The following is a 19,717-nucleotide window of genomic DNA, read 5'->3' on the forward strand; positions in this document are numbered from 1 at the left end:
CGACGCGAGTGGATCACTCGACGGTCGCCACTCTCGCGACGAACCGTTCATGCCAGGGGAATGCGCAGCCCAAGAAGCGCTCTACGGAGGCCAAGAGGAGGCCAAGAGGCCGCAGTACAGGGTGTTTTGGGGCTTACGCCCTACGAGCGCGGTGCGGCGCCCCGCTCCTTGAGCATGTCCGCCATCAGGCCGATCTCCGACCGCTGCGCGTCCACCATGCCCTGCGCGAGCCGCTTCTCCACGCCGACCGTGCACTTGTCGACACAGCCCTGGGCCATGTGGACGCCGCCCTGGTGATGGTCCGTCATCAGCTGGAGGAAGAAGACCTCCGCCTGCTTGCCGCTGAGCTCGCCGAGCTTCTTCATCTCCGTGTTGGTCGCCATGCCCGGCATCAGCGCGCCGTCCTTGCCGGAGGCCATGTCGCCCATGCCCATCCACGTCATCGGCGGCTGGGAGGACACCTTGGGAAGCCCCCACAGGTCGAGCCAGCCGATCATCATGCCGCGCTGGTTGGCCTGTGTCTGCGCGATGTCGTACGCGAGGCGCCGCACCTCCTCGTCCTTGGTGCGGTCGCGCACGATGTACGACATCTCCACGGCCTGCTGGTGGTGCACCGCCATGTCCCGCGCGAACCCCGCGTCCGCGGACTCGGCGGACGGGGTCCGGCCGCCGCCGTCGTCCCCGGCGACGGCGTAGGTGATCGCGCCGGCCGCGACGAGCGCCGTCACCGCGGCCCCCGCGATCAGACCGGCCTGCCTCACTGCGACAGCCCGTTCGTGCAGGCGGCACCCGGCTCCGGCGTCTGCTTGCCCTGGACGAACTTCTCGAAGAACTTGTCGACGTCCGGGTCGCTCGCGCCCGTCACCGTGCGCTGGTGACCCCACGCCGAGAGCACGATCGGGTCCTTCTGCTCGCCCAGCGGGCTCATCAGCGTGTACGGCGTCTTCTTCACCTTCGCCGCGAGCGCGTCGATGTCGGCCTTCTTCGCGTCGGCGTTGTACGTCACCCAGACCGCGCCGTGCTCCAGCGAGTGCACGGCGTTGGTGTTGTTGATCTCCTTGGTGTAGACGTCGCCGTTGCAGTTCATCCAGGCCAGGTTGTGGTCACCGCCGACCGGGGGCACGGAGGCGTACTTCACCGCCTTGTTGACGTGGTTGCGGGCCAGCTCGCCTTCCCAGGTCTTCACGCCGTCCTTGCCCGTGACGAACTTCCCCTTGGCCGAGGAGTCGCTCGCCGCGGTGTCGCTGCCGCCGTCGGACTGGGACCGCACGAGCACGACACCGCCGGCGACGAGACCGCAGACGATCACGACACTGGCCGTGATGGTGAGGATCCGGTTGCGGCGCTCACGGGCCTGCTCGGCGCGCCGCATCTCCTCTATCCGCGCCTTGCGGTCCGTGTTGCTCTTCTTGGCGGAGCCCATGGGGTGTCCTTCGTGGGGAAAGTGGGACGGTCGGGTGAGCTGATCTTGACGTGCTCCCTGGCTTAATGTCCAGAGTTCCGGCCTGGGGCGTCCGACCCTTCCAGTGGCTTCCTGCTTCGACGCGCTGTGCGGGCACGTATGCCCGTCTTATCGGCGCTCCACAGGCGTTTGGTGTCTCCGCCCGTCCGGCGGCGACGATGCGGCGTCCTTCGAAGTGGACGTTGCGGGCTGCGTTGTGGTCGCGGTCGTGCACGGTGCCGCATCCGCTGCACGTCCACTCCCGGAGGTGCAGGGGCTTGGGACCGTCCCGGAATCCGCAGGCCGAGCAGACCTGAGAGGACGGGAAGGCACGGTCGACCTTGGCGAAGGTGCGGCCGTGCAGAGCCGCCTTGTACTCCAGCATGCCGACGAACGCCGACCACCCCGCGTCGTGCACGGATTTGGCGAGCCGAGTGCGGCCGAGGCCGGACACCGCGAGGTCTTCCACGAACACCGCTTGGTTGTCGCGAATGATCTGTGTGGAAGCCTTGTGATGCCAGTCCCGGCGCCGGTTGGCCACCTTGGCGTGCTGGCGTGCGACCTTGATGCGGGCCTTGGCCCGGTTCTTCGAACCCTTGACCTTGCGGGAGAGCTCCCTTCCAAGGCGCCTGAGCTTCTTCTCCGCCCGGCGCAAAAAGCGCGGGCTGTCGATCTTGCGGCCGTTGGACAGGACGGCGAAGGCGGACAGGCCCAGGTAGATACCGGTTTCTGTCTCCAGCTCGGGGAGGATGTCCGGCTCGGTGTCCACGACGAAGCTGAGGAAGTACCGGCCCGAGCTGTCCCTGGTGACAGTCAAGGACGTCGGTGCGGCTGGCAGCCGGCGAGACCACTTGACCTTGAGGTTGCCGACCTTGGCCACGTACACGGTGCCGTTGTCCTGGAGGGAGAAGGCGTTGGTGTTGAGGCGGATCGACTGCCGGGTGTCCTTCTTCGATTTGTAGCGGGGAGGGCCGACCTTCCGGCCCTGCCGTTTGCCTTTGAGGCTGTCGAAGAAGTTCTTGTAGGCGGTGTCCAGGTCCCGCAGGGACTGCTGCAGGGCGACCGCTGACACGTCGGCGAGCCAAGCGCGCTCCTCGGTGCGCTTGGCCTGGGTGATACGCAGCCGGGACAACTCCGCCGACTTCACGTACGGCATCCCCGCCGCGTGTGCTTCCTTCCGGTCGCGCAGGCAGTCGTTCCACACCACACGGGCGCATCCGAACGCCTTTGCCAGCGCACGGCGCTGGGCGGCATCCGGGTAGGCCCGGTAGTTGTAGCGGAGCTGCATACCGAGCACCGTAAGGACGCTTCGTGGCCACCCACGGCGAAAGATCACATCCAACCGGAATTGCACACGATGTGAGCAGGTATGTTCGAGGGCTTCGAGGTGGAGCTGATGGAGGTCACCGGCGCGTCAGAGCAGAACAGCACTGACAGTTGCCGGTCAGGCGCGGACCTTCGAGTACGGATAATTTGAATCGTAGATTCCCATTACCTAGGCTGCGGGCATGCGGCTGCTGCGCTCCACCGACCTGGCCCTGCGGGTCCTGATGCGGCTCGCCGTCGCCGGCGAGTCGAGTCCGACGACCCGCGACGTCGCCACCGGCATGGACGTGCCGTACACCCACCTGGCGAAGGTCGTCGCCGAGCTCCAGCACATGGGCCTGCTGGCCGCCCGTCGCGGCCGCGGCGGAGGTCTCACGCTCACCGAGCGGGGCCGTACGGCGTCCGTGGGCGCCGTGGTGCGCGCCTTCGAGGGCGACGGCGACGTCGTCGACTGCGAGGGCCCCACGCCCTGCCCCCTGAACTCCGCCTGCCGCCTGCGCGGCGCGCTGCGCCGGGCCCAGGAGGCGTTCTTCGTCTCACTGGACCCGGTCACGGTGGCGGACATCGTGGCGGAGCCGACCGGGGCGCTGCTGCTGGGGATCTCGCGGGGCGCCGGTCCCCGTGATGTCTAGGCCGCCTGCCCCGCCAGCCACAGATCCGGCCCGAACACCTCGTAGTGGATGTCGGCCGCTGCCACGCCCTTGCCGATCAGCTGGGCCCGTACCGCCCGCATGAAGGGCAGCGGCCCGCACAGGTACGCGCGCGTGCCCGGCGCGACCGGGACGTCGGCGAGGTCGACCAGGCCGGAGCGGGTGCCCGCCGGGGCGTCCTGCTCGTACCAGAAGTGGACGGCCGCGTCGGGCAGCTTGGCGGCGTAGGCCTCGTGGTCGGTGCGCAGCGCGTGGGTGGCGGGTGAGCGGTCGCCGTGCACGACGGTGACGGGGGCGCGGTGCCCCGAGCCGGCGAGGTGGGCCAGCATCGCGGTCATGGGGGTCACGCCGATGCCGGCCGACGCCAGCAGCAGCGGGGTGTCGGGGCCGGCGTCCAGGACGAGGTCGCCGTAAGGCTCGGACAGCTCCAGGACGTCACCCGCCCGCACGCGCGCGTGGAGGTGGTTCGAGACCTCGCCGTCGGGAGTGCCGTCGCCCTGCACGCGCTTCACGCTGATCTGCCGCAGGTCCGGGGCGGGCGCCCCGGAGAGGCTGTACTGCCGTATCTGCCGGGCGCCGTCCGGAAGCGCGACGCGGACGGAGACGTACTGGCCGGCGAGGAAGTCCCGCACCGGACCGCCGTCGGCGGGCCGCAACCGGAACGTGGCGACGTCGTCGGTCTCGGCGACGCGCTCGACGACCTCCCAGGACCGCCAGGCGTACCCGCCCCGCTCCTCCCGCAGCCGCTTCTCGACGGCGATGAGGGCGTTCGCCATCAGCCAGTAGACCTCGTCCCAGGCGGCGGCGACCTCGGGGGTCACGGCGTCGCCGAGCACGTCGGCGATGGCGGCGAACAGGTGCTCGTGGACGATGTCGTACTGCTCGGACGTGATGCCGAGGGAGGCGTGCTTGTGAGCGATGCGGTGCAGCATCGCGTCCGGCCGCTGCTCCGGGTGGTCGAGCAGGTGTGTCGCGAAGGCGGCGATGGATCCGGCGAGCGCCTGCCGCTGGGTGCCGGCGGCCTGGTTGCCCCGGTTGAACAGGTCGTTCAGCAGTTCGGGGTGGGCCGCGAACAGCCCGGCGTAGAAGCGCTCGGTGATCGTGCCGAGGGCCGCCCCGACGGCGGGGAGGGTGGCGCGGACGGTGACGGCGGACTGCTCGGACAGCATCGGGACTCCTCAGGACTCGACTGCCGGGCACCGTATTTAAAGTTGCATGTGAAATGCAAATTAAATGGGAGGGGAGCGAACCGAACCGGCCGTTACGGATGCCGGTGCGAGCAGGCACTATGGGCGGAAGAGCAGTTCACCCGCCGTACGTGAGGCGTTCGGCCCCGGGCCGCCCGGGCGATCATGGTGCGCAACGCGTACGAAATGGTGGTGTGGTGGGATGCTCAGGTGCCCGACCGCCTCCCGTGGTACGGAAGACAGGCGGCCTGACCAGCAAGGATGGGGAAGCGGAAGATGGACAAGCAGCAGGAGTTCGTGCTCCGGACGTTGGAGGAGCGCGACATCCGGTTCGTACGCCTGTGGTTCACGGACGTGCTGGGCTTCCTCAAGTCCGTCGCCGTGGCCCCGGCCGAACTGGAACAGGCCTTCGACGAGGGCATCGGCTTCGACGGCTCCGCGATCGAGGGCTTCGCCCGGGTCTACGAGTCCGACATGATCGCCAAGCCGGATCCGTCGACCTTCCAGATCCTGCCCTGGCGCGCGGAGGCCCCGGGCACGGCCCGCATGTTCTGCGACATCCTCATGCCGGACGGCTCCCCGTCCTTCGCCGACCCGCGCTACGTGCTCAAACGCGCCCTGGCCCGCGCCTCCGACCTGGGCTTCACGTTCTACACGCACCCGGAGATCGAGTTCTTCCTGCTGAAGGACCGGCCGCTGGACGGCAGCCGTCCGACGCCCGCCGACAACTCCGGCTACTTCGACCACACCCCGACCAACGTCGGCATGGACTTCCGCCGCCAGGCGATCACCATGCTGGAGTCGATGGGCATCTCGGTCGAGTTCTCCCACCACGAGGGCGCGCCGGGCCAGCAGGAGATCGACCTGCGCTACGCCGACGCGCTCTCCACGGCCGACAACGTCATGACGTTCCGCCTGGTCATGAAGCAGGTGGCGCTGGAGCAGGGCGTCCAGGCGACCTTCATGCCGAAGCCGTTCTCCGAGCACCCCGGCAGCGGCATGCACACCCACCTCTCCCTCTTCGAGGGCGACCGCAACGCCTTCTACGAGTCGGGCTCGGAGTACCAGCTCTCGAAGGTGGGCCGCTCCTTCATCGCGGGCCTGCTGCGGCACGCGGCGGAGATCTCCGCCGTCACCAACCAGTGGGTCAACTCCTACAAGCGCATCTGGGGCGGCGCGGAGCGCACGGCGGGCGCGGGTGGCGAGGCCCCCTCGTACATCTGCTGGGGCCACAACAACCGCTCGGCGCTGGTCCGCGTCCCGATGTACAAGCCCGGCAAGACGGGCTCGGCCCGGGTCGAGGTCCGCTCCCTGGACTCCGGCGCGAACCCGTACCTGTCCTACGCCGTCCTCCTCGCCGCCGGCCTGAAGGGCATCGAGGAGGGCTACGAGCTCCCGCCGGGCGCCGAGGACGACGTCTGGGCCCTCTCCGACGCCGAGCGCCGCGCGATGGGCATCGAGCCGCTGCCCCAGAACCTCGGCGAGGCCCTGACCCTGATGGAACGCAGCGACCTGGTCGCCGAGACGCTCGGCGAGCACGTCTTCGACTTCTTCCTGCGGAACAAGAAGTCGGAGTGGGAGGAGTACCGCAGCGAGGTCACGGCGTTCGAGCTGCGCAAGAGCCTGCCGGTGCTGTAGGCGCAGGTCAAAGCAGGTTTCGCGCTGATTGTGCAGATGGGGCCGACGGTCGCGGACCGTCGGCCTCATGGCGTCTCACCGACCCTGGGCCGTCTCTGGGCCGTCCGGCGCCGGATCGGTGCCCTCGTACAGGCCGTCCACGGCCTTCCGGGCTCGTGCGTCGCTACTCGGCATGAGGTGCGTGTAGACCCGGAGCGTGAACCCCGGATCGTTGTGTCCGAGGTAGTTGCTCAGCGCCTTGACGTTCTCGCCGGCGTCCAGGAGGACCGAGGCGTAGAAGTGCCTGAGAGCGTGCATGCCGTGTTCGCGGGCAGCCTGGTGACGCTCTCCCGGATTCGGCGCGGGGATCACCCCAGCGGCCACGAGCGCAGGCTTCCACGCGCGGACGTTGAAGTCGGTACGCCGAACCGCCCCCGCGCCGTCGAGGCGGGTGAACAGCAGCCGCTTCGTGACAGGCGGACCGTCCACCCGGAGCCACGGCAGGGTGATCTCTACCGGGGGGAACGCCTCCATGTGCTGCTTGAGGACGTGCGCCACGCGGTCCGGCAAGGGAACGTCGCGGATCTTGTTTCGCTTCGGTGGGGCGAACACGAGACCGTCTTTCGTCACCTTCACCTGGTTCGCGATGTGCAGCCATCCGGAGTCGAAGCCGATTGCATCGACGGGCAACCCGAAGATCTCCCCTTGCCGCAGTCCGCATCCGCCTCCGAGGTCGACCGTCGCGCGGTATCGCTCCGGCAATGCCGCTCGTACAGCGAAGACGCGCTCTGCGCTCCACGGCACAACGCGGCCACTTCCCGCAGCAGGCGGACGCACCGATTGCGCGTGGCACGGGTTCTTCGACAGATGACCGTCGTCCACCGCCGCGTTGAGGACCGTCGACACGTTGTTGTAGATCACGCGCCGGTACGACGACGCAGGGACAGCCCGTTCCAGTTCGCTGAGCCAATCCCGGATGTGTTCCGGCTTGAACGAGCCGAGCGGTCGCGGTCCCAGGTAGGGGATGGCGTGGCCGCGAATCGCGGACTCCACTGACTCTCGCGTGGTCATGTCGGTGGTCTGCGTGTTCAGCCACTTCTCGGCGTATTGCCGGAATGTCACTCGGCTCGCTGCTGGGTCCACGTACTGCCCCCGAGACATGTCCGCCTCAATGTGGGCGAGCCACTGATCGGCCAGCCGCTTCTGTCCGTCGGGGAATGACTTGCTCTTCTCGGTTCCGTCCGGGCCGATGTAGCGAGCGCGGTAGCGCATCCCGGTGCCGTGGCGGTCTGTACGTACGCGACGGGGCTTGCCACCGGCGTCGGGTTCGGTCTTGTACCACCGGTCTTGGATGTGGCCTGCCATCAGGCAGTGATCCTCTCGACATGCGGCAGGGAGAGCCGCCCGGCGGCTCTCCCTGCTGTGTGGTGGGTGTTCGGTCAGGCGGCGGCGGTTTCGGCGTGCTTGCGCTGGTCGACGTAGGCCCGTACGTCGGCGGGGTCGTAGCGAAGGTGCTTGCCGATGCGGAAGCCGCGCGGGCCGGTGCGCTTCTTGCGCCACTGGTAGACGGTTTCTAGGGGCACCTCGAACATCTCGGCGATGTCGTCCGGGGTGAGGTACCGGTCCGGGAGGCCGCCTCGGAGAGTGGCACGGGGGTCTGGGTCTTTCGGCTTTGCCATAGGGGCTCCAAGCGGAGAGAGCATGGCGCGTTTGTCCGAGGTTCAGATTTCTGCGTCACAGCGTCACCTGCGTCATTCAGGCATCTGACCTGCGGAAATCTGTGACGGAGCGCGGTTGAGGTGCGTCACCGCCGCGTCACCTGCGTCACCGGGGCGTGACGCAGGTGACGCAGGATGACGCAGACGGATCGGGTCTGCGTCACGCTCTTTTCGGCTGGTCAGGGGCCGTTTTCCGTCGCGTGTGACGCAGGTGACGCAGCGTTCCCCTACTTAGGAAAAAGAGGGGGTGGTGTCTGTTGTTGTGCGCGCCTTAGAACGCGAAGAAGGAGCCGCTGCGCGGCACGTCCTTCGGGCGGTGCTGCGCACCGAACAGCAAGAGGAGCACCCATCGCCGCGTCGGCCCGGGTGCTCTTCTTGCTGTTGTGCGGTGACCTCGCGTTCAGAACGCGGGCTCCTGTTGCGGCCCGGGTGCCGGCGCGGGTTCGGTGAGCTCGATGTAGCGGGCCTCGCGGGTGCGTCCCCAGTCCACGACCAGGCCGCGGGCGGCGAGGGTGGGCTGAAGGCGCTTGAGCCGGTCGGAGAGGACCTTGCCGGTGGTCGGCCACCCCTTGGGTAGCGGGCGGCAGTCTTCGCCGCTGTAGAGCCGGGTGAGCAGGTGCAGCCACTCTGCGGACGTCATTCGCTCCTGTGCCCCGGGTTGCATGCCGGCGGCGTACTGGAGCACGGTCTGCGCGAGCAGGTCGCCCTCGATGACGTCGTCGTTGAGGTCGTCTAGCCCGGCCCGGTAGGCCGCCAGAGCTCCGAGGCCCATGGCCTCGTCGAGCTGCGCGCACAGGTGGGCGAAGTCCGCCATTCGCAGGTCGGTTGGCGTCTCGGCGGTGGCGGCGCGGACCTTGACGGTCAGGTCCAGCAGGGAGCCGAGCATGATGGGAAGGGCTTCGGCGTACTCCGTCCACAGCTCCGCTTCGGTGCGCCGCACCTTCGGGCGTTCGAGGCGGAGCGGTAGGAGGCGTTCGGCGAGGTCGGGTCGGATGACGCCGACGTCGATGCCGGTCAGGAGCAGGGGGCGGCGGTAGCGGGCGCGGAAGACGTCTCCGTCGGTGAACAGGGCGCGCTTGACGCTCTCGGCTCCGGTGACGATGCAGCACATGGCGTCGGACAGGTCCGGGGTCATGTGGGAGAGGTTGTCCAGCGCGGTGACCCATCCCGCGGCCACGGCCGCGATCAGGTTGTCCTCGTCCTTCGGGGCCCGGCGCAGGTCGCCGGTCATGCCCTCGATGAGCCGGATGAGCATCCGCCCGCCGGTGGACTTCCCCGCGCCTTGGGGGCCGGTGAGGAAGGGGGCGGGGACGGGCACGGAGGGTTCCAGGCAACCGATCAGCCAGGCCATGGCCAGGCACTCGGTTTCGGCGTTGGCGAAGTTGCACAGCCGAAAGAGCAGGTCGATGCCCTTGCCGTTGGTGTCCTGGGCAGGGAGCGGCAGTTCGCCGGTGAGCTGGGTGCGCCGCCAGCACACTTCGCTGGGGTCGGGGGTGCGGATGTCCCAGCCGGTGGGGTGGATGCGGACCGACTGGCCGTCGTTGCGGCCCAGGTCCAGCCAGGTGGCCCCGTCCAAGCCGGGGGCGACGCGGATGTGGACGGGCTGGACCTGCTCGGTGAGGGCGAGTGCTTCGATCAAGTCGAGTGCCTCCTTCATGGCGGTGCCGTTGAACGTGCCGAGTCCGTCCTTGAACAGGCCGACCATGAGTTCTTGGCGGTGGCTTCCGGTGGTGCCCTGGGAGCGGATGGGGCGGGCCACGGGGTGGCCCTTGCGCTGGGCGTAGACGGTGCCGTCTGCGGTGCGGAAGTAGCGGAAGCGCTCTTGGGCGTAGTCCGCGATGACCTTCCGGGCCGGGTTCTTGTCGTCGTCGTCCATGCTCAAAGTCCCAACCGATTGCGGGCGTTGGTCCACGCGTCAGTGCAGTGCCGGGCGGTCTCGCCCTTGGCCTGCGCGGCGGTGAACAGGCGCGCGACGTGGTCCTCGGCGAGGCAGCCGCACTGGCCGTGCGTGGACAGCACGGCCAGGAACGTGCGGTAAACGGTCGTGTGGACCGCCTCGCTTGCTCTGGTGATGCGCTGTTCCGCCATGGCGATCCCGCGCTCCAGGAAGGCGGGCGTGCGGTGACGGCACTGACCGCCCCCGGCCGGCGCGGGCGCCGTGGCGGTCGGAGGCGGGGGCCCGACCGGCGCGGGCTTGCTTGCAGCCAGCGCGCGCACGGCGTCCGGCAAGGCGGTCATGGTGCCGGTGCCGAACCCGAGCCAGCGGGCGTAGGCCATGGTCGACTTGATGTCCACGCCAGGTCGGACCGCGTTCGCGGACTGCATCCGACCGATGTAGAGCCAGTGCTCACCCCGGGTGGTGGGCACGGTCTGCGTGGCGGGCAGGTGCTCGCGGGCCCAGGCGATTGCGTCGGCATTGTCGAGATCCACGACCGTCATCCCCGCACCGCCCGGGTGATAAGCGACCGCCTCGGCTTGCAGCCATGCGCGGCGCCAGGACCCCGAGGTGATGACGTCCGGATCGGTGGTCGCGGCAGCCCACGCGTGGCAGGGCCTGGGGCAGGCGCACGGTCCCGGGGTCTTCATGTTGGGGCGGCCGCCGCATGCATTGTTGGCGCACCTGCGACAGTTGCCGAACGGGACCTTGCCCACCCGCAGGGGCAGGGGCGGAATGCCGCTCGCGGCCAGGTCCAATGCGATGTCCAGTGCCTTCATGCCGCACTCCGGTCGGTCAGCAGCGTCTGCCGGTGGGTGGGGACCGCGTCGATCACGCGCTGACGCCACTCCAGGGCGTAGTCGATGCAGTTGGCGCAGTTTTTGTGCGTGTGACCGGGCAGGGGCGGGCGGCGCCGCGCGTGGGAGCTCCAGGCCGCGGAGTCGGCGGAGGCCAGCAGATGCCCGACGCGTTCCAGGCCGAGGATCTTGAATCCAAAGCCGTGCAGGCGCAGCCCGTGCGAGGCCATCGCGGTCACGATCGCGGCACCCTGGCGGGTGGACTGCAACCGGCACACCGAGCCGAGGCCTACGACGGGTTCGGCCCGCAGGTCGACTCCGGCCTTGTCGTACAGCTCAAGGCAGTGTTCGTAGGCCGGGATGCTGTCGCCCTGCACGACAGGAGCGATGCGCAGATCGGGGGCGAGGGAGCGCAGTTCGAGGAAGTTGGCGACGGTGCGGCGTTGGTGTTCTTCCACGCTGAGGTGGGTGCCGACGAAGCACTGCCCGCCGAACCATCCGCCCTCGATGATGGCCTTCTCGCACATCCAGTCCTGCGGGGCGGCCCAGTCGTAGGGGCCGACGTGTTCCCAGATGCGGCGTAGATCCTGCACGTACTGGCGGGGCGGTCGCGTCCACGTGCCCTTATCCTTCAACTCCATGAAACCGCCGGAGTCAACGGCGTAGGGGCCCCGGGCTTCGTCCCACTTGACGGCGCGGTCCCAATGCTCGGACTTCAGGAACAGCGGCACGTCGGTCCAGCGCAGCCAGTGCCGTTTATGGGTGGTCAGGTAGAAGCGCATCCCGCTCGCGGCGGGAGCTCCCGGCGGTAATGCTCGCGGGACGGTGGTGTGTTGGGTCATGCTGGAGGTCTCCAGTTCGGTGTAAGCGGGCTGGACAAGGGCGGCCCGGTCTTTGGCGAGAGAGGGCCGCCTTTGGCGTTGTCAGCGGTGGAGTTCGTTGCGGTTGCGGGCGATGAGCCCGTAGGCGGGTGCGGTGATGGTGTTGGTCTCCTGGCGGACCGGGCCGGTGTAGTGGTGGTGGGTTACGGTGCGGACGCCCCTGAGCGCCTTCAAGGCCGACCCGATCGCGGCGGCGACCGCGGCCACGGCGGCGATGGGGAGGGTGACGAACAGGACGCTGGCCAGGGTCACGGCGGCGAATCCCTGGCAGGCGAGCCAGATCCCGCAGCCGACGCCAACGAACGCGGCGCCTGTACCGATCCCGGCGACCGCGGTGCCCGCGGCCCACGCCGGCACCATCCGGTGATCCGGCTGCGGGACGGGCGGAGTGGGCCCGTAGGCCGGCAGCGGCGCGGGGTCGCGGAACTGGGTTGGCATCGGGGCAATCGGCGCGGGCCGGTAGGCGTCGTCGATGATCCGGCGGGCTTCGGCGTTGGTTTCGGCGTCGGTCATGCGCGGCCACCAGTCGGTGGCGGCGTTCTCGGTCTCGCTCACGGCAGCTGTCTCCCTTCCGGTGGGTCAGGCGATGGCGGATGCGGCGTTGATGAGGGCCTGTATGGCGGCGCGGATGGCGGTGGAGGCTCCGGTGTCGGCGGTGAAGAACCCGAAGAGGAACACCGCGAGCGCGGCGCCCGGGCCGACGTAGCGGGAGCGGATGAGGCCGAACGTCAGGAGCCCGAAGAGGGCGACGGCGGACAGGGTCACGATCACGAGCGGCCCCCTTGGGCAACGGCCGGCGGGCAGTACCCGAACCCGGGTGCTGCCCGCCGATGGCTTGTCGTCTGACTTGTCGTGCGGCTTGTCGCTTGTCTTGTCGCCTTGCTTGTCTTGTCGCTTGTCGCCTCGCAGGTCACAAGCCGTTTCCGCCCCCCACGACACCCCGAGAACGGGTGTGCGTGTGGGACGGGTGACAAGCGACAAGCACTACTCGCCCGAGGGCGACTCAGGGATGTGATCGCGGTGGACGTAGCGGGCTTTGGTGCCCTCTCCGACCCGCACCGCGGTGCCCTCGTCGGCCCACGTCTTGAGCCAGCCCACGACCGTCTGCCTCGTCGTGCCGTACTCGTCCGCCAGCGCACGAGCGATCGCAGACGCGCCCGTCCCTTCCGGGCCCGCGGCGAGGAGCGCGGCGAGCGCGGCCCGCTGCGCGGGACTGTCCTGCTCCTGCTCCTTGCGCAGTGCGGACAGGTCCAGCCCCGAGGATGCCGGCGGCGGGGTGTCGGGGGCGGTGGCGAACTGGGCGTCGATCTCCTCGCGGAACCGGCGCAACAGGTCGTCGTCCCCGCCCGACGTCCCCGTGCGGTCGGTGCGCAGTGCGGACAGGTTCAACCCGCCCCCGGCGTCGGGCGCCCACTGCTCGGCGCCGGTCGCTTCCGGGGTGAGGTCGCGCATCCACGCCGTGCGCTCCGCGTCCCACCGCCGCGCGTAGTCGGCGCCCGCGGCATTCGCGGACACCGCGTCCAGGCGCGGGTGCCGGTCGCTGGTGGCGACGGTGATGTCGCGGATCTGTGAGGGCTTGATCCGCCACGCCTTGAACAGCGCGCCCGGCGACTCAGGGGTTCCCATGAAGCCGGCACCCTTGAAGGGCGCCTGATCCACGCGCAGCCCGCGTCGGCCGGGGAACATCTTGGAGAGGTCCATACCCTCGGTCTCGCCACCGGTCAGGGCGACGCGGACCTTGGCCTCACGGCGGATGAGTAGGTTCCCCAGCACGCTGCCCGTCGCCCCGAGCGCGGTGATGATCGTGCGACCACCCATGGAGCGGTGCATGCGGATGAACTCATAGATCCGTTTGGCGAGTTCCTTCATCCGCCGGTCGGTGCTGACCAGGATCTCCGCGCCCTCGTCGATGACCAGCATGATCTGGGGAATCTTCGCGCTCACCGGCAGCAGGTCGGTGTCGTGCTTGGCCATCAGCTCCTGATAGGCGCGCTTGCGGTGCAGACCGACCGCGATCGCCGCGTCCAGCAGCTTCAGCGCTTCCTCGTATGTGCCGGCGAGCCAGTCCACGCCGGGCCGCACCGGATTCCCGTCCGCCTGCTTGAGCTCGCCACTCAGAGCGGGCCGCACCCAGGGCAGGCCGGCCGACCCGGCGTTCAGGTCGATCACCCACGTGAGGACGTCCTCGGCGCGGGCGAGTCCGGCCAGGATCGTGTGCAGCATGTTCGTCTTGCCCGATCCGGTCGGCCCGACGACCAGAGCGCACTGTTCACGCAGGTAGGCGAGTACGTCGTCACCGTTGGTGCGGAACCCCCAGGGGATGCCGGTCAGGATCGACAGCGGCGTGTAGTCCTCGGGGTAGGTGCGCGCTTCGGCGAGGACGTTGCAGGTGGTGACGTCCACGATCGCCCGGCCCTGGTGTACGCCGGGGCCGACCGCGGCGGTGCAGCCGTGCGGCAGCTTCGCGTCCGCCGACAGCGCCGCAGCGTACTGGGCGATGCGGTCGTAGGTGGTGCCGCCCTGCGGTTCGAGATCGAGGGAGTAGCCGTTGCCGGTCTCCCACATCTCCACGGCCAGCACGCGCACGGTGATGTTGCAGATCCGGCGGATCCGCTCCACCCACTCAACGGCGATCTGGCGCCGCTCCGCACTCATCTCCTGCGCAATCTGGCGACGCTCCGCGGCCAAGGCCTCTTCCTCGCGGGCCTCTTCGTACAGGGCGACGGAGCGGGCGCCAGCGCCCATGCCCACTCCGAGGGTGGCGAGCGACCCGAGGGCGGCCCAGGACAGGGGACCGCTGGCCATGGCCCAGGTTGTCCACCCGGCGCCGACCAGCCATGACGCGGCCTTGAAGGCGAGGGTGCGGCCCGCGTTGCGGACCTTGAGCCCCGCCACGGTGTGACCGAGGGCGCCGGCGCCGCCCACGGCGAGCGCCCACAGGGGCGGCATGCCGGTCGCGGCGCCGGTTGTGGCGATGGCCAGGGCTCCGGTGGTCGCGGACAGGGCGCCGGTCACGGGTCCGTGACCGGCACTCCAGTCCAGCACCGGGCCACTGTCCGCCTGCTTCTTCTTGTTCGCGGCAGTGGTGGCACTCATGTCAGACGTTCCAGCCCTTCTCGGCCTCGGGGCCGTTGCGGGGGTCCTCGTGACGGGCGATGTCCTGCTCGTGGGCCTGCCGGAACAGCGGGCCCATGTCCTCAGCGACCGCGACCGCGCTCATCAGGGCGCCGAAGATGTCGTTGAAGCCGTCCGCGACCTCCTTCTCCAGCGGGAACTCACTGTCGGCGCGCTCGGCGAGGGTCTTCATCACGTTCGCCACGCTGGTCAGCGCGGCCGGGAGCCCTTCGACCATGGCGAGGATTTCCATGGCGTTCTCGGGGTCGTAGGCCTGGGCGGCCTGCTCCATCTCGGCGGCGTGCTCTTCGAACTGGAATCCGGACACGTGCTCTCCTTCGCTACTGGTCGACGTGCCTTCGGTGTTGTTCGGGACAGGTCCGGCCGGGCGTTCCACCCGGTCTCCGAGCCCGTCGGTGACGTCCTTGGCGGCCTCCTGCTCTGCCGCGTCCTCCGCGGCGGCCTGCTCCTCACGGATCGCCGTATCGCGCTCGGCGCGCTGCTTACGGGCCGCGCCGGTCAGCTGTCGGTACAGGCGCCGGCCGGGGTGAACGAGCCAGGGCAGGCCCAACTTCCGGCCCAACGGACTGGACAGGAAGCCGAGGAGACCGATCGGGAGCGCGAGCAGTGCGGCCAGGGCGCGGCGCCCGTGGAAGCGTGCTGCAGAGCGGCGCAGGGCCTTCCTCGCGGCCTGCCGGGCGGGCGCCTTGCGCACGCTGGACCGCCCGTCGGCCACCTTCCGCGCGGTGGCCGCGTCCCGGCTCGCCCGATGCTTGGCGATGGCCGCCTGCTTCACCGCACGCGCCTTACGGCCCGCACCGCCGAGCATCCGACCGGCCAGACCACGCGACCGCGACCGCGCCTTGTGGGGCTTGGGGAGATTGCGGCGAGCGTCGGCCACCGCGCGCCGGGCCGCAGAGGTCTGCTCACGCCTCTGCGCGCGGGACGCTCCAGCCTGCTTCTGAGCCTTCCGCAGCGCCTTGACCTGCCCCGCCTTGGACAGCGCGCCCCCCGCACCGCCACGACCGCCGCTCTTGAGCCCGGCGGGCTTGTTCAGGGAGACCGGAGCACTGTGCTTGGCCGCCCCGGACCGTCCATGACCAGCCGCGCCACGCCCCAGCCCGGCGCCCGGTCCGCGCCGCTTCTGACCGGGGACCTTGCCCGACCCGCCAGCCGTGCGACCGACACCTGAACCGGTCTTACGACCGGCGGCGTTGAGGCCACCGGAACGGTGCTGGGCGGAGTGCTGGCGAGCAGCGGTACGCGCGGCGGCCCGACGCGCAGCCTGCTTCGGGCGCGGGTTGCGACTGCGGTAGGAGGCAAGGGTGCCGAACACGACCATGCCCGTCGCGGCGACCACCGCGGCGACCGGCCCGCCGACCAGCCCCGCCCCCGCGATCGTGGAGACCGTGGCGTTGGCCCCGGACAGGGCCAGCGGCGCGACCGGCCAACCACCCGGAGCGTCCTCTACCTGAATGTTCTTCTGCTCATCCGCCTTGTCCACAGCCTGTGTGGGAGCCGGGGTGGGTGGGGTGTCGGTGGTGGCGGGGGCCACTACCGCTTCCGTACTGATGTCGGTCATGCTGAGAGCACTCCTTCCGGAGTGAAAAGCAGGACCCGAACGAGCTGGTGAGAAGGTGCGTTCGGGTCCTGCGCCGGTCTGGGGATGCGCTGTTCAACAGGGGATGTCAGGCGGCGCACTGTTCCTCGGGGGCGGCGCAGGAGCCGCACGTGCCCAGCGAGGGCGGGATGACGTAGCCGACGTCGCGCCGGCAATCGGGGCAGACGCGGCGGGCGGCGTTGGCCTTGGCCAGGGCCGCCCACCGGCCCGGCGTCATCGGACGCACCGGCTTGGCCAGGTCGATGCGGTACAGGTAGGCGACCAGCGGACCGCGCCGGCGCCGCGGGCGCTCGAGCTGGGCGGCGACGTCTTGCCCGCCGGGCCGCAGACCGAGGGCGCGCAATTGCCGGTAGGTCGCGTAACCGTCCGGGGCCAGGCGCCAGCGGTAGACGGGCAGGCTCACGACGTGCTCTCGGCGGCCATGAGCGTGGTCCACGCCTCACGCACCCGGTCCTCGGCGCCCTTGAAGCCCTGCCCCCGGAACTCCGTCGCGGCCTGCCGATACGACAGCGGAGGGTTCTGCGAGTGCCGCAGGAACCGCAGCACCACGACCAGCTGAGCGTCCGAGAGCGTGGCCCCCGGCTCGGGGACCGTCACACCCGCGACCATCGCCACGTCCGCGAGCGTCACGGCCGGGAGGCGAAGGTCCTCCTCCCGTGACGGCTCGGTGTCGTCGGCGGGCGGTTCGACGTCCGGCGTCACGGTGGCGTCACGCCCGTCGTCACACTCACTGTGCGGGCCGGGGCGCGGGCCGTTGACCTGCGTGTCTTCTGCGTCCCGGGCGGTGTCCGAGGGGGGCAGGGCCGGGGCAGTCGCGGAGGTGGATTCCAGGGGCGTGACGGTCGGCGTCACGGGCGTGCCGAACATGGCGGCCAGGGCGGCATCCGCGCCCTCGGTGACGCGCTCGCGCTGCACATCCACCAGCCGCGCCCCGAGCGTGACGTCACCGACGCCGACCTTCTCTGCGAGTTTCCACGACTCTCGCTCCGATTGTGCCTGCACCTTGGCGTCGGGGTGGTTGGCGGCACGGGCCCGGTGATAGGCGAGAGCCTGAACAAGCTCAGCCGTCTTGCGCTCGGCCTCCGGATCGCGACCATCTCGGTGGACGACGATTCGACGCGCGAGGAACGCGGCGCCCTCGGCGGACACGGACATGCCCATCGGGGTCAGCGCGTAGATGACCATGCGGCCCGCATCCGGGGCGGCCATCGCCGACATCGCCGACGCCGCGGCCGGCAGGGCCCACAGCCCGGCGCGCACCGGCCACGGGGATGCCTGGCCCAGCATCGTCAGACCGAGCAGGACCAGCGCGAGGACCGCGGTGGCGCCCTCACCCGCCGCGACCGCACCGGCCGCCGTGCCCTTGCCGTACATGTGGCTGATGTTGGAGAACGTGCCGATTGCACCGAACCCGCCGGTCGCGACCATAGGCACGAACGCCGCGGTCAGCACGAGCGCTTGGCCGCGGGTCAGCTTGCGCGGCAACGCCGTGACGGGAGTGCCGGTCATGCAACTTCTCCCGTCCCGAGTCGGTTGGCGACCGTGCGGCGGGCGACCAAGACCTTGTTCGCGGCCCGCCGCAGACGCCGCTGATCCAGCTCCGATGCCGGCTGGTCCAACAGGCTGATCTGGACGTCCAGCAAGTCCATCTCCGCATCGATCAGCGGACGCTCCAACTCGATGGCGTGGAGCTCCCGCCAGGACGGCTCCGCGTCGGGAAGGCCATCGGTAACGGGCTCCTGAACAGCAACGATGAGCTTCATGGGTCGTGTCTCCCTAGCAGTAGGTACGGCCCGAACAGCGGCTCCCGGGAGGCACCCCGGGAGCCGCCCGCCGTACGGGGACAGGTCCTCTCGCGAAGCACGAGCGACCGCGGCTCCCCGACACCTCACGCCGCGTACAGCAGAGGTGTCGGGGACCGTGAGCACTGGTACTCAGGCAGGGCATCGAACGCCCCGCGAAGGTTCTGCGGATGTCAGATCACGCAATGCCAGTCACCGCCCCGAGGGGCGGATCCGGGCAGGTCACCCGGCCCGACATGGGTGGTCGGGATGGTGACCCGCACCCATCGACCACCCGTGTTCAGGTGGCTGGGTCGGCACTCTGTTGAGTTCTTCGCAGTGCGGAATCCGGGCCTTGCTTCCGGGCACTGACACAGACCGCGAAGCCCTTTTGGGCCTCACATCCGGCATGTGTTCAGATTGACTTAGGTCAATCTGTCTGTCAAGGGAGCGCGGTAGAGGAAGGGGAGATTGACCTAGGTCCGGCTACTCTCGGAGGTATGGAGCAGAGCCCCGAAGTGCCCAAGCCCACGCCAATGGCCAAGGAGATTGCTGCGCAGTTCCGCGAGAAGATCACGGGCCCCGATCGTGAGTACGGCCCGGGGGACCGGCTTCCCGCTGCCCGCTCGCTCGCCAAGGAGCTTGGCGTGCAGCTCATGACAGTTCAGAGTGCGTATGGCCAACTTCGCGACGAGGGGCTGATCCTCACCCAGCAGGGACGCGGGACGTTCGTCCGTGATCCTGCGGTACCTCTCGGCACCGAGCCGGGCAGTAGCCCTACTTTCGCGGCCTTGGCCGCGGAACTCAGCACGATTCATGACGCTCTCCGTTCGTTCGGGGAGCGGCTTGATCGGCTTGAGCGACTTGTGGGAAGCGAGACTCCACCTTCGCCGTGAGTCCGTCCGCACGCCTCAGCAGTCGTTCGACCTCGACACGCGTCTTGCTCAAACTCGCCTTCGGTGGGGCGAGTTCAGCAGGTGTTTCGCCTTCCGGCTCGCCGCCTTGCTCATTGATCCCTGACATGCCAATGAGCATGTAGCCGTGAACGGCAGAGGACCCGGACAGAGTGTCCGGGTCCTGTTTTCTTGCAGGTCAGGGGTGTTGGCGATTGGTCATTTGGCTACTTCGTTCACGGCCTCTAGTACTGCGCCCCAGGGAAGTTCACGCCCCGCCGGCGCCTCGCGCGGCTCGTACAGCGGCCACACCTGGGGGTCGTCGATGATGCGTACGCCCCCCGCCCGCAGGATGTCGATGTGGCGCTGCCATGCGGGGTGGCGGGCGTGCGCTGCATTCACCCGAGGGAAGACGACGACCGGCAACCCGAGGGTGCCAATTGCCTCGCCCACTTGAGTCAGAGCCTGGTTGTCCATCAGGCCCGTGGCGAGCTTGGCGACCATGTTGGCCGATGCGGGGGCTACGACGTAGCAGTCAACCGGTGGGTGCGGTCGTGCCTCGCCAGGCACACGCGGTTCGTCGCGCACGGGCAGACCGGTCAGCTTCTCCAACCGCTCGACCTCGCCGCTCACCCGTAGCCACTGGCCTGCGGTCGGCGTCAGCGTGACAGCCACCTGCCATCCGCGCTCCATCGCGGGCCCAACCAGACCGGTACGCAGCGCCTCCACGCCTCCAGCCGCCGACCCGACGACTC

Annotated in this window: 20 protein-coding genes; 3 read left to right on the forward strand and 17 right to left on the reverse strand. The window is 69.5% G+C overall.

From position 1 onward, the window contains the following. Positions 1–140 precede the first annotated feature (140 nt). From QC385_RS35600 to QC385_RS35610, 3 genes are read right to left on the reverse strand one after another with little or no spacing between them, the layout of a single operon-like run. A complete protein-coding gene (locus QC385_RS35600) occupies positions 141–761 on the reverse strand; it encodes a DUF305 domain-containing protein (protein WP_279545511.1) in 621 nt (206 codons plus the stop codon). Beyond that, the gene (locus tag QC385_RS35605) at positions 758–1,423 is read right to left on the reverse strand and encodes a DUF3105 domain-containing protein (protein ID WP_279545512.1); all 666 of its coding nucleotides are present in this window, start codon (positions 1,421–1,423) and stop codon (positions 758–760) included. Before QC385_RS35605 ends, QC385_RS35600 begins: the two co-directional genes overlap by 4 nt. Then, entirely contained in the window at positions 1,347–2,729 is a 1,383-nt protein-coding gene (locus QC385_RS35610) for an RNA-guided endonuclease InsQ/TnpB family protein (RefSeq protein WP_279545513.1), read from the reverse strand. The genes QC385_RS35605 and QC385_RS35610 overlap by 77 nt, the downstream gene beginning before the upstream one ends. A 220-nt stretch (positions 2,730–2,949) precedes the next feature. Here QC385_RS35610 and QC385_RS35615 point away from each other — a divergent pair, with 220 nt between their 5' ends. Then, positions 2,950–3,399, forward strand: coding sequence for an RrF2 family transcriptional regulator (locus QC385_RS35615; protein WP_279545514.1), 450 nt, complete (start codon positions 2,950–2,952; stop codon positions 3,397–3,399). On the opposite strand, the gene QC385_RS35620 is transcribed toward QC385_RS35615, so the two are convergent. Next, the gene (locus tag QC385_RS35620) at positions 3,396–4,586 is read right to left on the reverse strand and encodes a globin domain-containing protein (RefSeq protein WP_279545515.1); all 1,191 of its coding nucleotides are present in this window, start codon (positions 4,584–4,586) and stop codon (positions 3,396–3,398) included. The two genes, QC385_RS35615 and QC385_RS35620, sit on opposite strands and share 4 nt — an antisense overlap. A gap of 294 nt (positions 4,587–4,880) precedes the next feature. On the opposite strand from QC385_RS35620, the gene glnA reads away from it, so the two are divergent. After that, complete coding sequence (glnA, locus tag QC385_RS35625; RefSeq protein WP_279545516.1) at positions 4,881–6,242, forward strand: type I glutamate--ammonia ligase; 1,362 nt, start codon at positions 4,881–4,883, stop codon at positions 6,240–6,242. Between the two features lie 75 nt (positions 6,243–6,317). Here glnA and QC385_RS35630 read toward each other — a convergent pair whose 3' ends face one another. The 12 genes from QC385_RS35630 to QC385_RS35685 all read right to left on the reverse strand — a co-directional run bounded on the left by QC385_RS35630 (position 6,318) and on the right by QC385_RS35685 (position 18,051). Then, positions 6,318–7,586 (reverse strand): tyrosine-type recombinase/integrase, encoded by a 1,269-nt coding sequence (locus tag QC385_RS35630; RefSeq protein WP_279545517.1) that lies wholly within the window; start codon positions 7,584–7,586, stop codon positions 6,318–6,320. A gap of 74 nt (positions 7,587–7,660) precedes the next feature. After that, positions 7,661–7,900 carry a helix-turn-helix transcriptional regulator gene (locus QC385_RS35635; RefSeq protein ID WP_279545518.1) on the reverse strand — a complete coding sequence of 80 codons (240 nt, stop codon included), beginning with the start codon at positions 7,898–7,900 and terminating at the stop codon, positions 7,661–7,663. A gap of 439 nt (positions 7,901–8,339) precedes the next feature. Continuing rightward, a complete protein-coding gene (locus tag QC385_RS35640) occupies positions 8,340–9,815 on the reverse strand; it encodes an ATP-binding protein (RefSeq protein ID WP_279545519.1) in 1,476 nt (491 codons plus the stop codon). Between the two features lie 2 nt (positions 9,816–9,817). Further along, complete coding sequence (locus QC385_RS35645) at positions 9,818–10,654, reverse strand: bifunctional DNA primase/polymerase (RefSeq protein ID WP_279545520.1); 837 nt, start codon at positions 10,652–10,654, stop codon at positions 9,818–9,820. Next, entirely contained in the window at positions 10,651–11,514 is an 864-nt protein-coding gene (locus QC385_RS35650; RefSeq protein WP_279545521.1) for a deazapurine DNA modification protein DpdA family protein, read from the reverse strand. Before QC385_RS35650 ends, QC385_RS35645 begins: the two co-directional genes overlap by 4 nt. Before the next feature lie 81 nt (positions 11,515–11,595). After that, the gene (locus QC385_RS35655) at positions 11,596–12,108 is read right to left on the reverse strand and encodes a hypothetical protein (RefSeq protein WP_279545522.1); all 513 of its coding nucleotides are present in this window, start codon (positions 12,106–12,108) and stop codon (positions 11,596–11,598) included. A gap of 24 nt (positions 12,109–12,132) precedes the next feature. Further along, entirely contained in the window at positions 12,133–12,324 is a 192-nt protein-coding gene (locus QC385_RS35660) for a hypothetical protein (RefSeq protein WP_279545523.1), read from the reverse strand. Between the two features lie 213 nt (positions 12,325–12,537). Beyond that, on the reverse strand, positions 12,538–14,649 hold the full coding sequence (locus tag QC385_RS35665; RefSeq protein WP_279545524.1) for an FtsK/SpoIIIE domain-containing protein: 2,112 nt from the start codon (positions 14,647–14,649) through the stop codon (positions 12,538–12,540). A 1-nt stretch (position 14,650) separates the two neighbouring features. Continuing rightward, complete coding sequence (locus QC385_RS35670; RefSeq protein ID WP_279545525.1) at positions 14,651–16,249, reverse strand: hypothetical protein; 1,599 nt, start codon at positions 16,247–16,249, stop codon at positions 14,651–14,653. Between the two features lie 106 nt (positions 16,250–16,355). Beyond that, positions 16,356–16,691, reverse strand: a complete 336-nt coding sequence (locus QC385_RS35675; protein WP_279545526.1) for an RRQRL motif-containing zinc-binding protein — start codon at positions 16,689–16,691, stop codon at positions 16,356–16,358. Next, a complete protein-coding gene (locus tag QC385_RS35680) occupies positions 16,688–17,797 on the reverse strand; it encodes a hypothetical protein (RefSeq protein WP_279545527.1) in 1,110 nt (369 codons plus the stop codon). Before QC385_RS35680 ends, QC385_RS35675 begins: the two co-directional genes overlap by 4 nt. After that, the gene (locus QC385_RS35685; RefSeq protein ID WP_279545528.1) at positions 17,794–18,051 is read right to left on the reverse strand and encodes a DUF6284 family protein; all 258 of its coding nucleotides are present in this window, start codon (positions 18,049–18,051) and stop codon (positions 17,794–17,796) included. The genes QC385_RS35680 and QC385_RS35685 overlap by 4 nt, the downstream gene beginning before the upstream one ends. 518 nt (positions 18,052–18,569) lie before the next feature. On the opposite strand from QC385_RS35685, the gene QC385_RS35690 reads away from it, so the two are divergent. Continuing rightward, positions 18,570–18,965, forward strand: coding sequence for a GntR family transcriptional regulator (locus QC385_RS35690; RefSeq protein ID WP_279545529.1), 396 nt, complete (start codon positions 18,570–18,572; stop codon positions 18,963–18,965). A gap of 216 nt (positions 18,966–19,181) precedes the next feature. Here the strand turns inward: QC385_RS35690 and QC385_RS35695 are convergent, their stop codons facing one another. Then, positions 19,182–19,691, reverse strand: coding sequence for a flavoprotein (locus tag QC385_RS35695; protein WP_279545530.1), 510 nt, complete (start codon positions 19,689–19,691; stop codon positions 19,182–19,184). Positions 19,692–19,717 lie beyond the last annotated feature (26 nt).

The sequence above is a fragment of the Streptomyces sp. DH10 genome (assembly GCF_029813805.1).
GTDB classification, from domain to species: domain Bacteria; phylum Actinomycetota; class Actinomycetes; order Streptomycetales; family Streptomycetaceae; genus Streptomyces; species Streptomyces coeruleofuscus.